Here is a 19,997-nt window from a genome sequence, read left to right on the forward strand (position 1 = left end):
TCCATCGTGATCGGTTCGTTATTACCTCTTGGCGAACCGATGCCGAGCCCTTGACCGGCCGCGCGCCGCAAGGGAGTCGAGACCTCACCCTCGGGATCAGGGCCGCACGAATCCACGTGCCTGTGCCAGCGGAGACACCTCCCGTTCCCGCCCGCCATCGCCGCCAGCGACGCGGGAGAACCCTGCCATGACACGCCCCCGCGTGGGCGCGCACCAGCGTGCCCGCGTGTTCGACGCGTCGTGTCCAAGGTCTTCTCGGCCCTGTCGTCTACCTGGCCTTCACTTCATGAGCAACGACACTCCGATTCAATACGGCGAAGTCACCGCGACCTATTTCTGGGACGACGGTTCCGGCATCAACGGAGACACGGGAGCCCCCGCCAGCGGGGAACCCATGCAAAAGGGCCTGTTCTCCAGCCCCAGTTGGCCGCTCGGCACCGAGGGCTACGTCGTCTACGAGGGCAAGAAGGCCGAGTTCTTCATCGGCGACCGCGGTCCGGGCGCCCCCTCGCAGAACTGCGACGTGCTGCTCGACATGGACGGCAAGACCTTCGCCGAGATCACCGGTGAGACCTGGAACGAGTCCAGCTACACCGTCAGCGGCGGCAACGGCCACCTCGACGTGGAGTACTACATCACCGAGTGGGGCGACGGAAACGGCACCGAGGGGGCCCCGCACCCCTTCCAGCAGCCGGGGAACAAGTGCGAGGACGCGGTCTCCCCGATCCCCGAGGAGGCCCTGCCCCAGGAGGAGCAGAAGGCCGACGAGGAGCAGGAGTCCGAGGAGCCCGCCGAGAAGCCCTCGGAGGAGCCCTCGAAGGAGGAGAAGGCACCCGAGAAGGCCACCGACGGCGGCTCCGGGCGGGACGCCGCCAAGCAGGAGCGGTCCGAGGAGGGCGCGGCCACCGGCGGTGAGGGCGGTGACGGCGGTGTGACCGCGGAGACCGCCGCCAACGACCTCTCCGGCTTCGACCTCATGGGTGCGAACGGTGTCATGGGCGGCACCGGGCTGCTGGCCATGGCCGTCATCCCGGCCCTGCTGATCGCCCTGCTCTTCGCCTGGACCCGCCGCCCGTCCGGCGCGCACGCCGGTGCCGGCGACAGGGGCAGGGGCCTGACGGCCCAGAGCAGCGGCCGCCACAGCCTGGGCTCGCGCCTGAACTCCGTGGTCGACAGGCTGCGCGGCAGGTAGGACGACGGCGGGGGTCGGGGGCGTCCCGGAGAACCCCGTACGGCGGTCGAGGGGTCGCGGCGTGGTGCCGCGGCCCCTCGACGCGGTCGTCGCACACGTGGTCGGGCAGCGGACGCGGGTCCGCCCGGCCGGGGGCGTGGACGGGCCGCCGGTCGCCGTTGACCGTGTCGGCCCGCCCTCCCCGCGGGCGCGTCGGCGCGGTGTCCGCGCGCCCGGGTCCCGTGCCGCGGCCCCCGGGGCGGTTCCCGGGCCCGCGTGGTCGGCGGCGCCGTTGCCGCCGACGGGTCCGGGTTCCTTTCGGAGGCCGGCACGGAGGTATGTGCGTGGCGGGGCGACGGCGGTCAGGGACGCGCCGGCCGCGACCGCCTCGTGCGGCGCCGAGGAGGGATCCGCCGGGGCACGCCGATCACCCGGTGGCCGTTCCGCGGGAGGAAGGCCGCGGGAGGCGTTCCGCGCGCCGGCCGTGCCGGTCCACGAGGCGCCCGGGCTCCGTCCAGGGGAGCGGAGGAGCCTGAGATCGCCCATCGATGTGCTTCATGTCTTGAATATGAGGTGAATAACCCCATATTGTCGATATCCCCACGCCGATGCTGGACGAACTGCCCAGTAGTGCGGCCCGACGATCCGGATGTTCTCCTTCGATCATCGTGTGAGCGGTATGAGGTAAGACACATGGCCGTGCAGTTGGACGACACCGACCGTCGCATCATCTCCCTGCTCCGCGACGACGGACGCATGTCCATCCGCGCGGTCGCCGAACAGGCGCACATCTCCCGCGCCAACGCCTACTCCCGCCTGGAGCGCCTGCGCGGCGAGGGCGTCATCCGCGGGTTCACCGCCGTCATCGACCCCGAGAAGTACGGCACGGCCCTGTCCGCCTACGTGTCCGTGCGCATCGAACAGCACTCCTGGGAGCGCTTCCGCGGCTATCTGCGCGACATCCCCGAGGTCGACCACGCCGCCTTGGTCTCGGGGGACGTCGACCTGCTCCTGCTGGTCCGGGTGACCGACGCCGCGGCCCTGCGCACCTTCGTCCTCGAACGCCTCCAGCGCCTTCCCGAGGTGAAGAGCACGCAGACCATGTTCATCCTCGACGAGCCGCCCCTGTAGGAGGGCACCCGGGCGCGGCGGGAAAGGGTCCACCGGGCCCCCGACCGGACCTTGGCGCGCCCCTGGGCTGTGTCTTCTTGAGGCTGCGCTGCGCTTCGCCTCGTGCTCGGGCGCCGCGGGTACGGGAACCTTCGGTCCCTGCGGTGCGCCTGCTCGTGCCTCGCGGGCGCACCTGCGGGACCTCCAGAACCCCGTCGGCGCCCTCGCCACCCCCGGCGGCACAGGACCCGGTCCACCGAACAGAACCCTGGGCTGTGTCGTCTTTGAGGCTGCGCTGCGCTTCGCCTCGTGCTCGTGCGCCGTAGGTACGGGAACCTTCGGATCCTCCGGTATGGCGGCTCGTTCCTCGCAGCCCCACCTGCGAATCCTCCAGAACCCCGTCGGCGCCCTCGCCCCCGGCGGCACAGCACCGAGTCCACCAAGCAGAACCTAGTCTTGGCCCATGCCCGAGTACCGCGTGGTCGACGCCTTCACCGACCGGCCCCTGGCCGGGAACCCCGCCGCCGTCCTGGTCATGGACGAGGACTACTCCGACGGCTGGGCGCAGGGGGTGGCCGCCGAGTTCAACCTGTCCGAGACCGCCTTCGCCCGTCCCGTGGACGAGGAGGGGGCCGACTACGAGCTGCGCTGGTTCACGCCCACCGTCGAGATCGACCTGTGCGGGCACGCGACCCTGGCCACCGCCCACACCCTGGCTGAGCGCGGCTTGCCCGGCCCCTACCGCTTCACCACCCGCAGCGGCCTCCTCACCGTGACCGAGCGCGACGGTCGGCTGTGGATGGACTTCCCGGCCGAGCCCCCGAAGCGGACCGAGGCGCCTGAGGGACTGGCCCGGGCCCTCGGAGCCCGACCCCTGTGGGTGGGTCTGGGAGGGGAGGAGGACCTGCTGGTCGAGCTCGCCGACGAGGACGCCGTGCGCGGCCTGGCCCCCGACACCGCCGCGCTCGCCCGGATGCCGTACCACCTGGTGATCGTCACCGCGCGCGCCGACGGCGGTCCCGACTTCGTCTCCCGGGTCTTCGCCCCCGCCATCGGCGTGCCCGAGGACCCGGTCACCGGCAGGGCGCACACCGTACTCACCCCGTTCTGGGCCCGGCGCCTGGGCCGGAGCGCGCTGACCGCGCACCAGGCCTCCGCGCGCGGCGGCGACCTCCTCCTGGAGGACCGGGGCGAGCGCGTGCTGATCGGCGGTGAGGCGGTGTCCGTGGCCACGGGGACCCTGCACCTCCGGGTGGGCCGCGACCAGCGGGAGGAGCCTTCCGCGGAGCGGTGGACCACCAAGGAGGAGATCGTCGCCGCACGCGAGCGCCTGGAGGCCGCCCACCCGGGCTGGCGCAGGCCCGCCGCCTACGGGGTCGGCCTCGTACACGCGGGGGAGACCGTGTTCGAGCTGGCCAACGAGGGCGGCGGCTACCTGCCCGCGGTGGTCCTGGCCCGCGCGGTCGGCCACCGGAGCGGCACCGCCAGCCACCCCCTCCCCACCAGCCGGCTGGAGGCGGCCGTGGCGGAGCTGGCCCCGGCCGAGGCGTGCACGGAGCTCGAACACCCCAACCTGCACCACTGGCGGGAACTGCTCGGCCGGGTCGCCGACGGCGGAGGGGAGCTCGTCGCGGTGTTCGTCGACGACCCGGCCGACGGTCCCGTGGACGACCACGACCGGGCCCTGCGCGTCGCCCTGGAGGGCTGACCGGACACCATCTGGAAGTCCGGTCGGGCACAACGAGCGCCGGAGAACCCCCGGTGACCTTCGAAAACGCCTCCGGGGCCGACGAAATCCGGGTTTCCCCCGCGCACGCCCCCGACTTCCGGTAAAACTGAACCGAGGCACCTCCCCACCCCTCCCGGGGAGGTGCCCGCCACACTCTCCGGCGCACCCCCTTGGTGCCGGAGGAAGGTGTGGCGTACCCCCGAGAGATCGGCCCCGGCACCCCCCGGGGCCGGTCTCGTGTCCGGGCCCCACCGCTCCCGGGCGCGGACACGGGTCCGTGCGTCCCGCGGCGCCCGCGGTGTGTCCACAGGCCCTCTGCGGGGGATCCGCGAAACGCCTAACCTGGCCGGAGCAGCAGAAGCGACACCCAGGGGGACAGCCATGGCGGAACGGTACGGGGGCGGCCAGGGGCGCCGGTACGGCGGCGGTGGAGGCCGCGGCGGCGGGCGCAAACCCGAGCCCGAACCCATCAGCGGCGTCCGCGACGAGGCCAGGCTCTCCAGCGAGCTGCTGCGCATGGACGGGGCCTCCTACGGGCGCTACAAGTCCCTCAAGGGCGACTGGGACTTCGGTGACTTCACCCTGACCGTGCAGCGGGTCCAGTCCGACCCCTTCGCCCCGCCCTCGCGCGTGCGGGTGCTCGTCCCGGACACCGGCATCCCCAAGAGCGCCTGGGGCGACCCGGTGCGCCGCCGCGCCACCGCCGACTACCTGGGGCGGCGCGCACGCAGGCTGCTGCGGGGATCGCTGCTCAAGATCGACACCGGCGGCCAGGAGGTCATCGAGCGCTCCTCCTGCCAGCTCACCGACGGCGGCATCGACCTGCGCATCGGTATCGACCTGCCCGGCCACGGCCGCCGCATCGACGGCCGCACCGCCGAGCGCGAGCTGTGCCGGACCCTGCCCGACCTGGTCGACGACCTGGACTGGGAGGAGATCGACACCGAGGAGGCCGTCGCCTTCGCCGACACCGTCGCCGACACGGTCGCCCTGCGCGCCCAGTTGGCGGAGCGGAACCTGGTCGCCTTCGTCGCGGAGGGAGCCGTCCTGCCCCGGCGCAGCGGCGTCAGCGACGAGCCCATGACCCGGGGCGCCGTGCCCTTCAGCCCACCCGAGAGCCTGAGGGTGAGCGTCGACCTGCCGCACCGGGGCACCGTGAGCGGCATGGGAGTCCCCGAGGGCATCACCCTCATCGTCGGAGGCGGCTTCCACGGCAAGTCCACGCTGCTGCACGCCCTGGAGCGCGGCGTCTACGACCACGTGCCCGGTGACGGGCGCGAACTCGTGGTGACCAGGGACGACGCCGTCAAGATCCGGGCCGAGGAGGGCCGCCGGGTCGAGCGCGTGGACGTCAGCCCCTTCGTGCGCAACCTGCCCACCGGCGCGGACACGAGCGACTTCCGCACCGAGAACGCCTCGGGATCCACCTCGCAGGCCGCCAACATCTGCGAGGCGGTGGAGGCGGGGTCGCACACGCTGCTGGTGGACGAGGACTCCACCGCCACCAACCTGATGATCCGCGACGAGCGCATGCAGGCCCTCGTCCACGGCGACCGCGAGCCCCTGGTCCCGTTCATCGACCTCGTCCGACCCCTGTACCGCGAGCACGGGGTGTCCACGGTCCTGGTCATGGGCGGTAGCGGCGACTACTTCGACGTCGCCGACCAGGTCGTCATGCTCGACGCCTACCACCCGCACGACGTCACCGACCAGGCCCGGGCGCTGGCCCACGAGCGCGTCGACGCCGACTTCACCCTGCCGCGCGCCCGTGTGGTCGACCCCGCCTCCGTGGACGACACCACCGCGCGCGGCCGGGGCAGGATCAAGCGCCGCGACACCGACGTGCTGGTGTTCGGCGAGAGCGACATCGACGTGCGCGCGATCGAGCAGTTCGCCGACCCCGGCCAGATCACCGGAGCCGGTCTCGCCCTGCGCGAACTCGTCGGCGGCCGCCACATGGACGGCGCCCGCACCCTCGCCGAGGCGCTCGACTCCCTGGACGAGGCCCTGGGCAGAAGGGGAGTCACGCTGCTCGGCTCCGACTTCGGCGGCGACTACGTCCTGCCGCGCCGGTACGAGGTCGCCGCCGTCCTCAACCGGCTGCGTGCCCTGCGGGTGGCCGACCTGCGCTGACGGGCAGCGGTGCCCCCGCCGTGCGGTGGGGGCACCGCTCCGGGTGTGGGGAACGTCCCACGGCTCGGCTGTGGGGGAGCCGGCTCTCACCGATCCGGTGGGGGACGTCGTGCGGCTCAGTTCCGGGGGAGCCGGCTCGCACCGATCCGGTGGGGGGACACCGTGCGGCTCAGTTCCGGGGGAGCTGGCTCCCACCGATCCGGTGGGGGGACGTCGTGCGGCTCGGTTCCGGGGGAACCGGCTCCCACCGATCCGGTGGGGGGACACCGTGCGGCTCAGTTCCGGGGGAGCCGGATCGGTATTGTGGAAAAGCAGGGCACAACATCCCAGGCGATACCAAGCCGGGCCCGTCCGGCCGTGTCCCGGCCGCCGGGTGAACACGGGCCCTGCGACCCCGACCCTTTTGGAGACGAGAACCCGGTGCGTGATCCCGCAGACCTGTACGAACTCCACCCTGGCTTCGACGACGTCGCCGGGCTGGCGATGCTCGTCTGTCTGGACGGCTTCGTGGACGCCGGACACACCGGACGCCAGATGGCCACGGCGCTGTTCGAGCGGTTCACCGCGGAGGAGGTCGCGACCTTCGACGCCGACCGCCTCGTGGACTACCGGTCGCGCCGTCCGATGATGACCTTCGTCGAGAACACCTGGACCGCCTACGACGCGCCCAAGCTGGCCCTGTACCGGATGCACGACGAGGAGGACGCCCCCTTCCTGGTCCTGCACGGCCCGGAGCCGGACCGCGAGTGGGAGGCCTTCGCCGCCGCCGTCGGCCAACTCGTCGACCACTTCTCCGTCACGCTGTCCATCAGCACCCACGGCATCCCCATGGCCGTTCCGCACACCCGGCCGATCACGGTCACCCCGCACTCCACCCGCCCCGAGCTGGTCGAGGAGCACATCCCGTGGATCGGCCGCGTCGAGGTGCCCGGCAGCGCCGTCTCGGTGCTGGAGTACCGGCTGGGCGAGAGCGGTCACGACTTCGTCGGCTACGCCGTCCACGTGCCCAGCTACCTGGGCCAGTCCCAGTACCCGCGCGCGGCCATCGCCGCCACCGAGTACGTGGCCGGGGCCACGGGCCTGGCCCTGCCCACCGCGGAGCTGGAGGAGGCCGCCCGGACGACCGACGTCGACATCGCCGAACAGGTCGCGGCCTCCGAGGAGGTCCAGCGTGTCGTGGCCAACCTGGAGCGCCAGTACGACGACATCATGTCCTCGCAGACCGACCCCGAGGAACGTCCCACGCTCCCGCTGGCCGACGACGAGGCCAAACTGCCCACCGCCGACGAGCTCGGCGCGGAACTCGAACGCTACCTCGCAGAGCGCGAGGGCGACGGAAACGGATGACCGTGCTCTACCAGATTGTCTTCCGCGCGGTCCTGCGCCGCGTGGACGCGGAGAAGGTCCACAGGCTCAGCTTCGCCGCGTTGCGCGGCGTGACCGCCCTCCCCGGCGTCGCCGCCGCGATGGGCAGGGTCCTGGGGCCGCGTGAGCCGGAGCTGACCGTGCACGCCCTGGGCCGGGAGTTCCCCGGCCCGCTGGGGCTCGCCGCGGGCTTCGACAAGAACGCGGAGAGCCCCGCCGGACTGGCCGCGCTCGGCTTCGGCTTCGTGGAGATCGGCACCGTCACCGCCCAGCCCCAGCCGGGCAACCCCAAACCGCGCCTGCTCCGGCTGGTGGGCGACCGCGCGATCGTCAACCGGATGGGCTTCAACAACGAGGGGTCGGCCCTGGTCGCCGAGCGCCTCCACCACCGGCGCGGCGGACGCCGCCCCGTACTGGGCGTCAACATCGGCAAGACCAAGGTGACCCCCGAGGCGGAGGCTCCCGCCGACTACGCCGTCAGCGCCCTGCGCCTGGCCCGCTACGCCGACTACCTGGTGGTCAACGTCAGCTCGCCGAACACGCCGGGGCTGCGCAACCTCCAGGGCGTGGAGCAGTTGCGCCCGCTCCTGGCCGCCGTGCGCGAGGCCATGGCCGAGGCCGGCCACCCGGACCTGCCCCTCCTGGTCAAGATCGCCCCCGACCTCGCCGACGAGGACGTCGACGCCGTCGCCGACCTCGCCCTCGCCGAGGGCCTCGACGGCATCATCGCCACCAACACCACCATCTCCCGCGAGGGCCTCACCACCTCCGCCGACCAGGTGGAGGCCGCCGGCGCGGGCGGCCTGTCCGGCGCTCCGCTCAAGCAGCGCTCCCTGGAGGTGCTGCGCCGCCTGCGCGCCCGTGTGGGCGACCGCGTCACCCTGGTCGCCGTCGGCGGCATCGAGACCCCACAGGACGCCTGGGCCCGCATCCGTGCCGGAGCCACCCTCGTGCAGGGCTACACCGGTCTCATCTACGGCGGCCCCCTCTGGCCCCGCCGTATCCACCGGGGCCTCGCCCGGCTGGTCCGCTCCGCCGGCTACCGCTCCATCGGCGAGGCCGTCGGCGCCGACGTCCCCGCTCCCGCGGACACCGGGCAGCGGCCGGACTCCGCGGCCGCCACCGGCGGCTAGAGCTTCTCTTCCCAAGGCTGCGCCTCGCCCGTGCCCGGACGCCGGGGGTACGGGCAACCCCCGGCCCCCGCGGGTGCGCCCGCGCCCACCCCGCGGGCGCACCCGCAGGGTCTTCGCGCGGCCGTCAGGCCAGGCCCTCGGGCGGGTAGCTCTCACCGGCCTCCGGGCCGCCGTAGACCTGGCTGACGGTCGCGAACACGTACCCCTGCCCACGGAGCCTCTCGATGATCTCCGGCGCCGCCGCCAGGGTCGGGGCCAGGGTGTCGTGCAGCAGCACCACCGCGCCGGGCTCGGCCTGCCCCACCACGTTCTCCACGATCTCGTCGCGGCTCGCGCCGGTCCAGTCCCCGCTGTCCCGGCTCCACAGGATCTCGGCCATGCCCTGCCTGCCGATCTCCCCCAGCACCTCCGGCGAGCTGTCCCCGAACGGCGGCCGGAACAGCTTCACGGTGTGACCCGTCTGGCGGCGTACCATCGCGCTCACCGCGGCCACCTGGCCGGCCAGCTCCTCGCCGGCGAAGTGCTTCGGCATGTGCTCGTGCAGGTCGTTGTGGCTGCCGATCTCGTGCCCCTCGGCGTAGGCGCGCCGCAGCACGCCGGGCCGGGTCAGGGCCGGGTCGCCGTTCAGGAAGAACGACGCCGTCACGTCCTCCTCCGCCAGCAGGTCCAGCAGGTGCGGTGTCGTCTTGGCCGGGCCGTCGTCGAAGGTCAGCGCGACGCACTTGTCCTTCGCGCAGTCCACGTCCGTGCCACCGGAAGAGACCACCCCCGGCACCCCCGGGGAAGGGCCCGGGGCGTTGCTCGGGGCCTCCACCGCCAGTACGGGATCCTCCGCCAGCGACGCCCTCCGCGCCCGCTCACCCAGGTCGGACAGCAGCGGCAGGGCCTTTTCCGAGGGCACGACCGCGACCATCCGCCCCGGCTCCGACGTCGGCGGATGGCCCTCCACGACCGGGGACAGGTGACCGTCGTCGAACTCCACGACCAGGTCCCCGTCGGTGTTGAACCCCATCGAGTCGTACGTGCGCATCACCGGGTGCAGGCTCTCCACGTCCACGTCCGGATCCCCGGCGAACGCCTCGCGCACGATCCCGTTGAGCTTCTCCAGCGCCGCGTCGTCGGCCAGCAGCTCCGTGGCGTACGCGGTGTGGCCGGTGGCCGTGTCGTACCAGTACGTCCCGTATCCCTGACGCAGCCCGTGGTAGTCCTCCTCGGTCCGCACCAGACGCACGCCCAGCACACCGTGCCCGGCGGCGGCCACCTCCCACCCGATGCCCAGGCTCACCGGGTCCCGGCTGGCGCCGCGGAAGTCCCGTACCTCCTGGTCCACCCGCGCGGCCAGCCCCCGGGAGAAGGCCTCGGCCCCCTCGAACCGGGGGTAGGCGACGTCGACCTCCAGGCCCTCCGGCTTGTACGGGTGGTCCGCGAAGTCGCCCGCGTCACCGCGCCACTCGGTGACCCCCTCACCCGGCTCGTCCAACAGGACCGTGATCAGCTCCGGATCCTCGACCCCGGAGGTGGCCTCCTGGACGCCACAGGCCGCCAGCGGCAGGACCAGCGCCGCCAGCACGGCCGCGGGCCACAGCGGTCTGCGCTCCCGCGGTCCGCGCCTTCCGTCCACCGGACACCGGACGGCCTCGCTCGGACGAACTCGGGTCGACGACAACACCGGACTCCCTCATCCCTGCGCGGAGGCTGACGTGGCTGATGGGAGCAACATAGAGGACGTCGTGCCCGGTCCCGTGGAGGTGACCGCATGTGGTCACCGTCACATGCCTAGGCGTCGGCCCGGGCGTCCTCCTCGGGAGTGTCGGGAACCCCGTCGCGGTAGGTCTCGCCGGGGGTCGTGGTTCCGAGCAGTTGGGACACGGTGACCATGGTGTACCCGCGCGCGTCCAGCTCCTCGATGACCGAGCCGGCGGCGTCGATGGTGGTGCCGTGGATGTCGTGCATGAGGATGATCGCGCCCTCCGAGGCGCCCTTCAGCACCCGGTCGCGGACCGTCGAGGCGTCCCGGTCCTTCCAGTCGAGGGTGTCCACACTCCACAGGATCTGGGCCAGGCCCATGTCGGCGGTCACCGACGCCACGCCGTCGTCGGTGGAGCCGTACGGCGGACGCATCAGGTTCATGGGGTATCCCGTCTCGCGGTACACCAGCGCCTGCACGGTGTTCAGGTCCGAACGCACCCGGCCCGCGCCCAGAGCGGCCAGGTCGGGGTGGTTCAGGGTGTGGTTGGCCAGCTCGTGCCCCTCGGCGTAGGCGCGCCGCACCGTGTGCGGGTGCTCCATGACCGGGTGGCCGGTGAGGAAGAAGGTGGCCCGCGCGTCGTGCTCGGCCAGGACGTCCAGCAGCTCGGAGGTGCGTCCGCCGGGGCCGTCGTCGTAGGTCAGCGCCACGCACTTGGTGTCGGGGTCGGAGCAGTCGACGCCGTCGTCGGTCGGGCTCAGCTCCCCGGGCACGGGAGCGTCACCACCGCCGTCCCCGCCGGCCGGGGGCGGGGTGGGGATCTCGAAGTCCTCGACGCCCACGGTCGCCGCGTCGCGCACGCGCGCGCCCAGTTCGGACAGCAGCGCCCCGGCCCTTTCCGCGTCGACCACCGCGTACGCGCGGCCCTCCGACGCGGCCGCGACCTGTCCGGCGTCGAACTCCACGACCAGGTCCCCGTCGGGGTTGAACCCCATCGAGTCGTACAGGGAGCTGATCGGGTGGAGGCCGCCGTCTTTGCCGCCCACCGTCTCGCGCACCAGGGCGTTGAGCTCCTCCAGCTCCTCCTGTCCGGCGATCAGGGCGGTGGAGGGGTGGTGCTGGGCGGTGGCGGTGTCGTACCAGTAGGTGGTGTACCCCTCCTTGGAGCCCTCGGAGTCGGTCTCGACCCGTGTCATCCGGACCCCCACCAGGCCGTCGCCCGCCGTGGTCAGGTTCCAGTCCGCCTCGAAGGAGACCGCGCCGGGACTCGCGGCCTCGAAGGCGCGCACCTCGGCGTCGAGCTCGCGCTTCAGGAAGTCGGCCAGCGGCTCGGCGTTGGGGATGACAGGGTAGGTCACCGAGGCGGGGATCCCGCCGTCGTAGGCCAGTTCGGCCTCCCCGACACCCACCACGTCCGCCGCGTCCACCACGGTCAGCCCGTCGGGGCCGCCCTCGGCCCGGGGCGGCGCCTTCTTCTCCTCGGCGGCGGCCGCCGGTGCCTCGTCCGCCGGCGGACCGGCCTCGTCGGAGGGCCGGGCCGCCAGTAACACCATTCCCGCCAGAACCAGTAGCGCTACCAGAACCGTGATCAGGGGGTGGTCCGGGTCCATGGTCGGATGGGAGTGCTTCTTCACCAGGGGATCTCCGCGCTCATCGTCGAACGAACGTCCGCGGGGAGAGACAGGGGAGACTCGCCCGCGCGACGTTTCACATCGGGTGTGATGCCGGTCGTGCGGCAGGGGTTCACGCCGTGGGGCCGGACACAGGGGGTGTACGCCGGGTACAGGGGCGAGGGGTCTCCCTATACTTGCAGCCGTGGAAGGTACACGCGCCACCCCGCGGTCGGGACGGTACCCGGTGGGGAGGGGCGTGTCGCAAGAGGGAACCCGGTGCGAATCCGGGACTGCCCCGCAGCGGTATGGGGGAACGAGCGTCGCCACAAGCACTGGTAGTCCGGTCGGAAAGGTCGGAAACCGGGAAGCGGCGGCCAGTAGGAGGAACGGTGTCCGCACCGTCCGAGCCCCCGAGTCCGAAGACCTGCCTCCACCCGGCGGCGCACCCGTGCCGCCGGTGGTCCCGCGCCCCGAGGGAGGGCCGAGGACGGCGGCGGGTGTGCGCTCACGGCGCGTTCACCGGCGGGTCCGCTCCTCGCTCCGCCTCGTGGCCGGTACCCGGCTTTCGACGAGGGAGAGAAGCTCATGACCGAGACACCCAGGCCCGCGGAGGCCCCCGCCTCCCCGGACGCGTCCCCACCTCCCGCCTCCGTGCGCTCCACCGTGCACGGCTACCCGCGTATCGGCCCCCACCGGGAGCTCAAGCGCGCCAGCGAGTCCTACTGGAGGGGCGGGACCAGCGCCCAGGAGCTGGACGCGGTCGCGGCCGACCTGCGCCGGGGCGTCTACGCCCAGCTGCGCGAGGCCGGCGTGGACGACATCCCGTCCAACACCTTCTCCTACTACGACCACGTCCTGGACACCGCGGTCCTGTTCGACCTGGTCCCCCCGCGCTTCGCCCCGCCCGCCGCCGCGGACGACCGGGACGAGGAGCTGCGCCGCTACTTCGCCCTCGCCCGCGGCGAGCAGGGAGCCCTGCCGCTGGAGATGACCAAGTGGTTCGACACCAACTACCACTACCTGGTCCCCGAGCTGTCACCGAGCACCCGTCCCCGCCTGGTCGGGGACAAGCCCGTCGCCGAGTTCCGCGAGGCCGCCGAGGCGGGGTTCCACACCCGCCCGGTCCTGGTCGGCCCGCTCACCTTCCTGATGCTGGCCAAGGCCGCCGACGACGCTCCCGAGGGGTGGGAGCCCATCGTCCTGCTCGACCAGCTCCTGGACGCCTACGCCCGGCTCCTCGGCGAGCTGCGGGCCGCCGGCGCCACCGAGGTCCAACTGGACGAGCCGATCCTGGCCACCGACGAGGGCCGTGCCGCCGTCGGCCGCCTGGAGCGCGCCTACCAGCGCCTGGGCTCCCTCTCCGACCGTCCCGCCCTGCTGGTCTCCACCTACTTCGGCTCCATCGGCGCGCCCGCCCTGCGCGTCCTCAAGGACTCCCCGGTCGAGGCCGTGGGCCTGGACCTGGTCACCGACGACGAGGGCGTGGACGACCTGGTACAGGTCTCCGGCCTGGGGGCCACCCGCCTGGTCGCGGGCGTGGTCGAGGGCCGCAACGTCTGGCGCACCGACGTCCCGGCCGCCGCGGCCACGCTCGGCACACTGCTCGCCCTCACCGACGAGCTCACCGTGAGCACCTCCTGCTCCCTGCTGCACGTGCCCCTGGACCTGGAGGCCGAGACCTCCCTGGCCCCCGGGCTGCGCGAAGCCCTGGCCTTCGCCAGGCAGAAGGCGGAGGAGGTGGCCCTGCTCGGCCGCGTGCTCTCCGAGGGCGCCGAGGCCGAGCACACCGGAGGGGGCGGCGTCCGTCCCCCGGCCTTCACCGACGCCCGCGTGCGCGCGCGCCTCGACGCGCTGGGCCCGGAGGCCTACGAGCGCCCCCAGGACCGGGGCAGGCCCACGGAGATCCCGCTCACCACGACCACGATCGGATCGTTCCCGCAGACCCCGGAGCTGCGCCGCGCCCGTGCCGCGCACCGCCGGGGAGAGCTGTCCGAGGACGCCTACAAGCAGATCCTGCGCGAGGAGATCGACCGGGTCGTCGCACTCCAGGAGGAGATCGGCCTGGACGTGCTCGTGCACGGCGAACCCGAGCGCAACGACATGGTCCAGTACTTCGCCGAGCAGTTGGAGGGCTACGCCACCACCTCGAACGGCTGGGTGCAGTCCTACGGCTCGCGGTGCGTGCGCCCGCCGATCCTGTTCGGCGACGTCTCGCGCCCCGAGCCGATGACGGTCGAGTGGACCACCTACGCCCAGTCGCGCACCGACAAGCCGGTCAAGGGCATGCTGACCGGACCGGTGACCATGCTCGCCTGGTCGTTCGTGCGCACCGACCAGCCGCTGGGCGAGACCGCCCGCCAGGTGGGCCTCGCACTGCGCGACGAGGCCGCCGACCTGGAACGCGCCGGGATCCGCCACATCCAGGTGGACGAGGCGGCCCTGCGCGAGCTGCTGCCGCTGCGGGAGGAGCGGCGCGGGGAGTACCTGGACTGGGCGGTGGGATCCTTCCGCCTGGCCACCTCTGGGGTGTCGCCGTCCACGACCGTCCACACGCACATGTGCTACTCGGAGTTCGGGCTGATCGTCGACGGGATCGAGGCCCTGGACGCCGACGTCACCAGCGTGGAGGCCGCCCGCTCGCGCATGGAACTGGTACGCGACCTCGGGGAGCGCGGCTACAAGCGCGGGATCGGCCCGGGCGTGTACGACATCCACTCGCCGAGGGTGCCCCCGGTGGAGGAGGTCGAGGACGCGCTGCGGCTGGCGGTCGCGCACATCGACGCCGGAAACCTGTGGGTCAACCCGGACTGCGGCCTCAAGACGCGCGGCTACGCCGAGGTCGAACAGGCCCTGCGCAACATGGTGGAGGCGGCCCGCCGGGTACGCGCCGACCTGCGCCGGTGAGGTGACCGGAAAAGGTGCGCGCCGACCCGCACCACGCGCCGTGATCCCGTACTCGTAGCGCGCCCGGAGCGGCGAACCCCGCCACGGGTACGGGATCACCGGGGGCCGGAGCCCTCCGGCCCCACCGGCGACGCCTCCGGCCGGCCACCGGGTCCGGGCCGCGCACGGCCGGGGAGGGCGGTACGGGAGAGGGGCCGCGGCGAACGCCGCGGCCCCTCTCCCCACGCCATGCCGTCCGGGGACGGTCAGGTGCCGACCACGGCCAGCGCGTCGGCGCCGGCGTTGAGCATGATCTCCTCGACGTTGTCGGGCATGACCAGGTCCTCCGAGGAGTCCTCCTCGCCGAAGGGCGGGTGCAGCTGGTACTCGATCCGGATGTTGAGGTTGGCGGTGCGGATCATCAGCACGGCCTGGGGGACCTTGTCACCCAGGAAGTCGTACTTCGTGAGGACGTAGTGGGCCTCGTCGCCGAGGTCCACCTCCTTGCTCTCCTTCACGTCCTCGGCCTTGTAGTAGTCGAGGTAGGGGTCCTCGCCGGTGACCTCCTGGACGTTGGCCTGGTAGTCGCTCTCGGCGGCCTCGACGGAGTCGGACGCGGAGTAGGGGGTCTCGTAGACGACCTCGAAGGCCGCGTAGCCCTCGGCCGGGTTGCCCTCGGGGACCGAGGCCTCGAGGGTGTCGCAGTAGGAGTTCTCGTCCCGGACGGACTTGTTGCCGCCGTCGTTGATCTGGAAGTCGGAGACCACCTGTTCGGTGAAGGCGCCACAGGGCTCGGCCGGCACGGTGTAGGGGGGCTCGCCCGCGGGGGCCGTGTCGGTGTCGGGCTCGGGCTCGGGCTCCCCGTCGCCGCCGTCGTCCCCGCCGGTGGTCGCCTCGGCACCCTGGGAGGGATCGGGGGCGGGCTGCGGGGTGGCCTGGTCGTTGCCGCCGCCGTTGGTGATGAGCATGACCACGACCGCGATCACCAGGACGATGATCACGGCGCCGCCGCCGATCACGACCCACAGGCCGGCCTTGCTGCCGCCGCCCGAGGGCTGGGGCGGCGGCGGGGGGTAACCGGGGCCGCCGGGACCACCAGGACCACCGGGGCCGCCGGGGTAGGGCGGCTGACCGCCCGCGTACATCTGCTGTTCCGGAGAGCCGGGGAAACCCGCGGGGGCGCCGTATCCGGGCTGTCCACCGGTGTTGGGGGGGCCGTAGCCGGGCTGCCCGCCGGTGTTGGGGTCGCCGTAGGGCTGGCCGAAGGGCGGCTGGCCCCCACTGTTGTCCCCGCCACCGTAAGGGTTCTGCGGTGGCTGGTTGTAAGGTCCGTTTTCGCTCATGGCTCCCCTCGCCCGTGTGTGCTGACCGTGTTGTCTGGGACGCGTGTGTGCGCCGATGGGTTCTCACGACTTCCCGCGCGGCCCTGCCGCGGGCGAAAAGCGGGGGCGTGGGGCGGGGCTTTCCCGTGTGCGTGAGGAGGGTTCCGGCAGACCGGGGCACCGGCCGCCAGGGTGGAGGCCGGGGGTCGAGGGACTCCTCGGACCGGACCGGAACGTGTGCATCCTAGCTGTGCCCGAGGGTCCGAGGGCAGGTCGGGCCGGGGCCGGAGGGGGGAATCGTCACTGTTTTGTGTCGGTTGTGAGGGAGTTCGCCGCGTAAGTGACGCAATCGTGATTCCGGCCGGTGGACGTACGTGCCCTGTCCGGGATAAAGGGACGCGTCCCCGCGGCCGACGCTTCCGGCCGCGCGTATGCGCTGGTCCGCCGCCGCACCACCGGGATCCCCGGCGGGGGCCTCCGGTGAGCGCCCGGACGCCCGCCGGACACCCGGGGTTACCACATCGAGATGTGCACGTGGTCGAAGTGGTTCTGGGTGACGCTGCCGCGGTCGGCCATCGGACGCCAGCCCGTGTCGCCCCGGCGCCTGTCCCAGATCTGCTGGCGGTAGATGACGTACATGATCTCGAGGTCCTCGGCGTTCTCCCTCGCCCACTCGGCGATCGCCCAGCCCCGGTCGACCTGCTCCTGTGAGGGCATGCTCCCGTTGGGGTTCAGCATGAAGTCGCAGGCCCGGCCCTTGGGGTGCTCGCCGACGACCCAGCCGCCGACCGCCCGGTAGCAGCCCACGCCGCCCACGCTCTCGCCCTCGCCGAACTCCTCGATGACCAGTGCCCGCATCTGCTCGGTGCGCGGGGTGATGTTGTAGGGGCCGCCCATGGGCTGCGCGGGGTGGTCGGCGATCATCCGCTGCACCTCCGTGCGGCGCTCCTCCAGCTCCTGGAGGTCCTCCTCGGCCTGCTCCAGCTTCCCCTCGGCGGTCTCCTGGGCGGTCTCGTCACGGCTCAGCGCCTGGGCGAGGTGGTCGATCTTCTCCTGGTTGCTGGTGGACAGGTAGTCGATCAGCACCGCCCGGTCGATGACCTCGTCGGGCTCGGTCCCGGCGAAAAGCAGCATCGACAGGTCGATCCCGCCGCCCATGTAGGTGGCCACGGCCAGGGACCTCACCTGCCCGCGCGCGGCCTCCACCTCCTCACGGGTGCCCTCGGCGCGCTTCTGGGCGAGTTCGGCCTCCTGGATGACCCCCTCCATGTCGCGCAGCTCGCCGTTGTACTCCTCGCCCAGGGCGTCCGCGCGCTCCTTGAGCGAGTTCATGCTCTCGGGCTCCGCCGGCACCGCCGAGACGGCTGCCTGGGGAAGGGCCAGGAAGGCTCCGAACAGGGCCACCGCGAGGGCGGCGACCCGTGCGCGACCGGGACGGAGGAGCGCGGGGAGGGCGGCGGCCATGGCCTCGGCCCGGTCGACCCAGGTGGGGTCGGTGGGATCGGGAGCCCAGAAGTCGGCGAAATCGTCCACTCGGTTCTGGCGGTCGAACTGCACGGTGTGGTCGCTCCTTGAGCCCGGTCGCGCCTCTCCGCGGGCAGCGGGGGCGGGACGGGCACTGTTTCTCGTCTTTCCCGGACGGGGGGTCCGCGGCTGTCGGTGTGCCCGGCAGCCCCGGCTCTCCCGCGCGCCTGCGGATGGGGGCGGGAGGAAGCGGGACGGTCCCGAGTGTAGGCACTCGTACGGGGAACCGGGAGAGACGGGACGATTCCACCGTGCGCCGAGAGCCTCGATGTGGCTTACATAACCTAGCCAAAGGGGGCGATTCCGGCTAACCGACTCCTATGCCCATGGTTGTGTTGAAAACGTGGGGGATCCCGCGTACGACCAGGCGACCACCGCGCCCACCTGGGCGGACCACCGTGTGGAGCCGGCCGCTGCCGGCGGCCGCGTCGTGACACCACCGCTGACACGCCGATGGGAAGACCGTGATTGACGCAGTGGGCCTGCACAAGGCCTACCGGTTGAAGAAGCACCGGGTGAACGCCCTGAACGGGGTCGACCTGCACGTCGAGCCCGGCGAGATCTTCGGGGTCGTGGGCCAGAGCGGCGCGGGCAAGAGCACCCTGCTGCGCTCGATCAACCTCCTGGAGCGCCCCGACGCCGGAACGGTCCACGTCGCGGGCGAGGAGCTCACCGCGCTGCGAGGCGCCCGCCTGCGCGCGGCCCGCCGCGGCATCGGCATGGTCCACCAGCACTTCGCCCTCCTGTCCTCGCGCACCGTCGCGGGCAACGTGGGCTTTCCCCTGGAGGTCTCCGGCGTCGACCGCGCCCGCCGCCGGGCGCGTGTGGGCGAACTCCTCGAACTCGTGGGGCTCGGCGACAAGGCGCGCGCCTACCCCTCCCAGCTCTCCGGGGGCCAGAAGCAGCGGGTCGGCATCGCCCGCGCGCTGGCCTCGCGCCCCGAGGTGCTGCTCAGCGACGAGGCCACCTCCGCGCTCGACCCCGAAACCACCGAGTCCATCCTCGTCCTGCTGCGCCGCCTGCGCGACGAGCTCGGCCTGACCATCCTGCTGATCACCCACGAGATGAACGTGATCAAACGGATCTGCGACTCCGCGGCGATCATGGAGTCCGGCGGGTTCCGCGAGTCCGGGCGGGTCCTGGACCTCATCGGCACCCCCGGCTCGCTGCTGGCGCGGTCGCTCTTCCCGCTGCCCGCCCACAGCGGGCCGGAGACGGTCTACGTCACCTACCCGCGCTCCTTCGACGAGCCGCTCATGTCCGAGCTCACCCGCCGCTTCGACGTGGACGTCAACATCCTCGGCGGCGGTGTGGAGAAGGTCGCCGGGCAGTCCGTGGGCCGCCTGAGCGTGGACCTGCGGGGCGACCGCCGCGACCAGGCGCTGACCTACCTGTCCGATCACGGCCTGCTGGTCGAGGAGGCCGCGAAGTGACCACCGATCCCTCCCTCGTCATCGCCGCCGCGACGGAGGGCGCGAGCGCCTGGGACTCCGTCGCGGCCTTCGTCCGGGCGTGGCCCGCCATGTGGCCCGACCTGTGGCTGGGCACCCTGGACACCGTCTACATGGTGCTGTGGGCGACCGTCTTCAGCGTCCTCGTCGGCCTGCCGCTGGGCGTGCTGCTGGTGACCACCGACCGGGGCGGCCTCACCCCCGCCCCGGCCGTGCGCACCGTGCTCAGCGGGATCGTCAACGTCGGCCGCTCGCTGCCGTTCATCGTGCTGATGGTGGCGGTGCTGTCCCTGACCCGATTCCTGGTGGGCACCACCCTGGGGCCCACCGCCGCGGTCGTGCCCCTGAGCATCGGAGCGATCCCGTTCTTCGCCCGACTGGTGGAGACCTCCCTGCGCGAGGTGGACCGCGGGGTCGTCGAGGCCGCGCACGCCATGGGCACCCGCCGCACCACCATCGTGGGCAAGGTCATGCTGCCCGAGGCGCTCCCCGGCCTCATCGCGGGCCTGGTGATGACCGTGGTCACCCTCATCTCCTACTCGGCGATGGCCGGTGCCATCGGAGGCGGCGGCCTGGGCGACCTGGCCATCCGCGAGGGGTACCAGCGCTTCAACGAGCACTACCTGTGGGCCACCGTCATCCTGCTCATCGTGATCGTGCAGATCGCCCAGAGCCTGGGCGACCTGCTGGTGCGCAGGCTGTCCCGACGCTGACGGGAGTCGTCGGCCGGGGCCGCGGGGACCCTTCCGCGTCCACGGGCGGTCCCACCGGCGACGGGGGAGCGCGGTGAACAGGACTTTTTTGAAGACTTCGCCGCATAGGGTCTGATACAACTCATAACGGTCGATGTCTCGCAGAGGTCCACGAGGGACACAT

The 19,997-nt window shown here is 72.6% G+C and carries 12 protein-coding genes, 1 pseudogene and 1 riboswitch; of the genes and pseudogenes, 9 read left to right on the forward strand and 4 right to left on the reverse strand.

Features of this window, described 5'->3' with window-relative positions:
• Window positions 1–286 precede the first annotated feature (286 nt).
• The 6 genes and pseudogenes from NOSIN_RS03960 (at window position 287) to NOSIN_RS03985 (ending at window position 8,641) form a co-directional block, all read left to right on the forward strand.
• Window positions 287–1,192 (forward strand): hypothetical protein, encoded by a 906-nt coding sequence (locus tag NOSIN_RS03960; RefSeq protein ID WP_077689430.1) that lies wholly within the window; start codon window positions 287–289, stop codon window positions 1,190–1,192.
• Window positions 1,193–1,864: 672 nt separating this feature from the next.
• The gene (locus NOSIN_RS03965; RefSeq protein ID WP_073702435.1) at window positions 1,865–2,302 is read left to right on the forward strand and encodes an Lrp/AsnC family transcriptional regulator; all 438 of its coding nucleotides are present in this window, start codon (window positions 1,865–1,867) and stop codon (window positions 2,300–2,302) included.
• A gap of 442 nt (window positions 2,303–2,744) precedes the next feature.
• Window positions 2,745–3,530: pseudogene (locus NOSIN_RS03970) on the forward strand (PhzF family phenazine biosynthesis protein); the annotation flags it as partial.
• An 861-nt stretch (window positions 3,531–4,391) separates the two neighbouring features.
• On the forward strand, window positions 4,392–6,143 hold the full coding sequence (locus tag NOSIN_RS03975; protein WP_077689431.1) for an ABC-ATPase domain-containing protein: 1,752 nt from the start codon (window positions 4,392–4,394) through the stop codon (window positions 6,141–6,143).
• Window positions 6,144–6,563: 420 nt separating this feature from the next.
• Entirely contained in the window at window positions 6,564–7,490 is a 927-nt protein-coding gene (locus NOSIN_RS03980) for a proteasome assembly chaperone family protein (RefSeq protein ID WP_077689432.1), read from the forward strand.
• Window positions 7,487–8,641 (forward strand): quinone-dependent dihydroorotate dehydrogenase, encoded by a 1,155-nt coding sequence (locus tag NOSIN_RS03985; RefSeq protein ID WP_077689433.1) that lies wholly within the window; start codon window positions 7,487–7,489, stop codon window positions 8,639–8,641. The genes NOSIN_RS03980 and NOSIN_RS03985 overlap by 4 nt, the downstream gene beginning before the upstream one ends.
• 124 nt (window positions 8,642–8,765) lie before the next feature.
• Here NOSIN_RS03985 and NOSIN_RS03990 read toward each other — a convergent pair whose 3' ends face one another.
• On the reverse strand, window positions 8,766–10,307 hold the full coding sequence (locus NOSIN_RS03990) for a polysaccharide deacetylase family protein (RefSeq protein ID WP_077689434.1): 1,542 nt from the start codon (window positions 10,305–10,307) through the stop codon (window positions 8,766–8,768).
• Between the two features lie 110 nt (window positions 10,308–10,417).
• Window positions 10,418–11,938, reverse strand: a complete 1,521-nt coding sequence (locus NOSIN_RS03995) for a polysaccharide deacetylase family protein (RefSeq protein ID WP_077693391.1) — start codon at window positions 11,936–11,938, stop codon at window positions 10,418–10,420.
• Window positions 11,939–12,177: 239 nt separating this feature from the next.
• Window positions 12,178–12,370: riboswitch (cobalamin riboswitch) on the forward strand.
• A gap of 156 nt (window positions 12,371–12,526) precedes the next feature.
• On the opposite strand from NOSIN_RS03995, the gene metE reads away from it, so the two are divergent.
• Window positions 12,527–14,845, forward strand: a complete 2,319-nt coding sequence (gene metE / locus NOSIN_RS04000; protein ID WP_077689435.1) for a 5-methyltetrahydropteroyltriglutamate--homocysteine S-methyltransferase — start codon at window positions 12,527–12,529, stop codon at window positions 14,843–14,845.
• Between the two features lie 245 nt (window positions 14,846–15,090).
• Here metE and NOSIN_RS04005 read toward each other — a convergent pair whose 3' ends face one another.
• Window positions 15,091–16,167, reverse strand: a complete 1,077-nt coding sequence (locus NOSIN_RS04005) for a hypothetical protein (protein WP_077689436.1) — start codon at window positions 16,165–16,167, stop codon at window positions 15,091–15,093.
• Between the two features lie 492 nt (window positions 16,168–16,659).
• On the reverse strand, window positions 16,660–17,703 hold the full coding sequence (locus NOSIN_RS04010; protein ID WP_077689437.1) for a coiled-coil domain-containing protein: 1,044 nt from the start codon (window positions 17,701–17,703) through the stop codon (window positions 16,660–16,662).
• 443 nt (window positions 17,704–18,146) lie between these two features.
• On the opposite strand from NOSIN_RS04010, the gene NOSIN_RS04015 reads away from it, so the two are divergent.
• Window positions 18,147–19,103 carry a methionine ABC transporter ATP-binding protein gene (locus tag NOSIN_RS04015; RefSeq protein ID WP_077689438.1) on the forward strand — a complete coding sequence of 319 codons (957 nt, stop codon included), beginning with the start codon at window positions 18,147–18,149 and terminating at the stop codon, window positions 19,101–19,103.
• A complete protein-coding gene (locus NOSIN_RS04020) occupies window positions 19,100–19,834 on the forward strand; it encodes a methionine ABC transporter permease (RefSeq protein ID WP_077689439.1) in 735 nt (244 codons plus the stop codon). Before NOSIN_RS04015 ends, NOSIN_RS04020 begins: the two co-directional genes overlap by 4 nt.
• Window positions 19,835–19,997: the final 163 nt, after the last annotated feature.

Source organism: Nocardiopsis sinuspersici (genome assembly GCF_001998325.1).
GTDB classification, from domain to species: Bacteria; Actinomycetota; Actinomycetes; order Streptosporangiales; family Streptosporangiaceae; genus Nocardiopsis; species Nocardiopsis sinuspersici.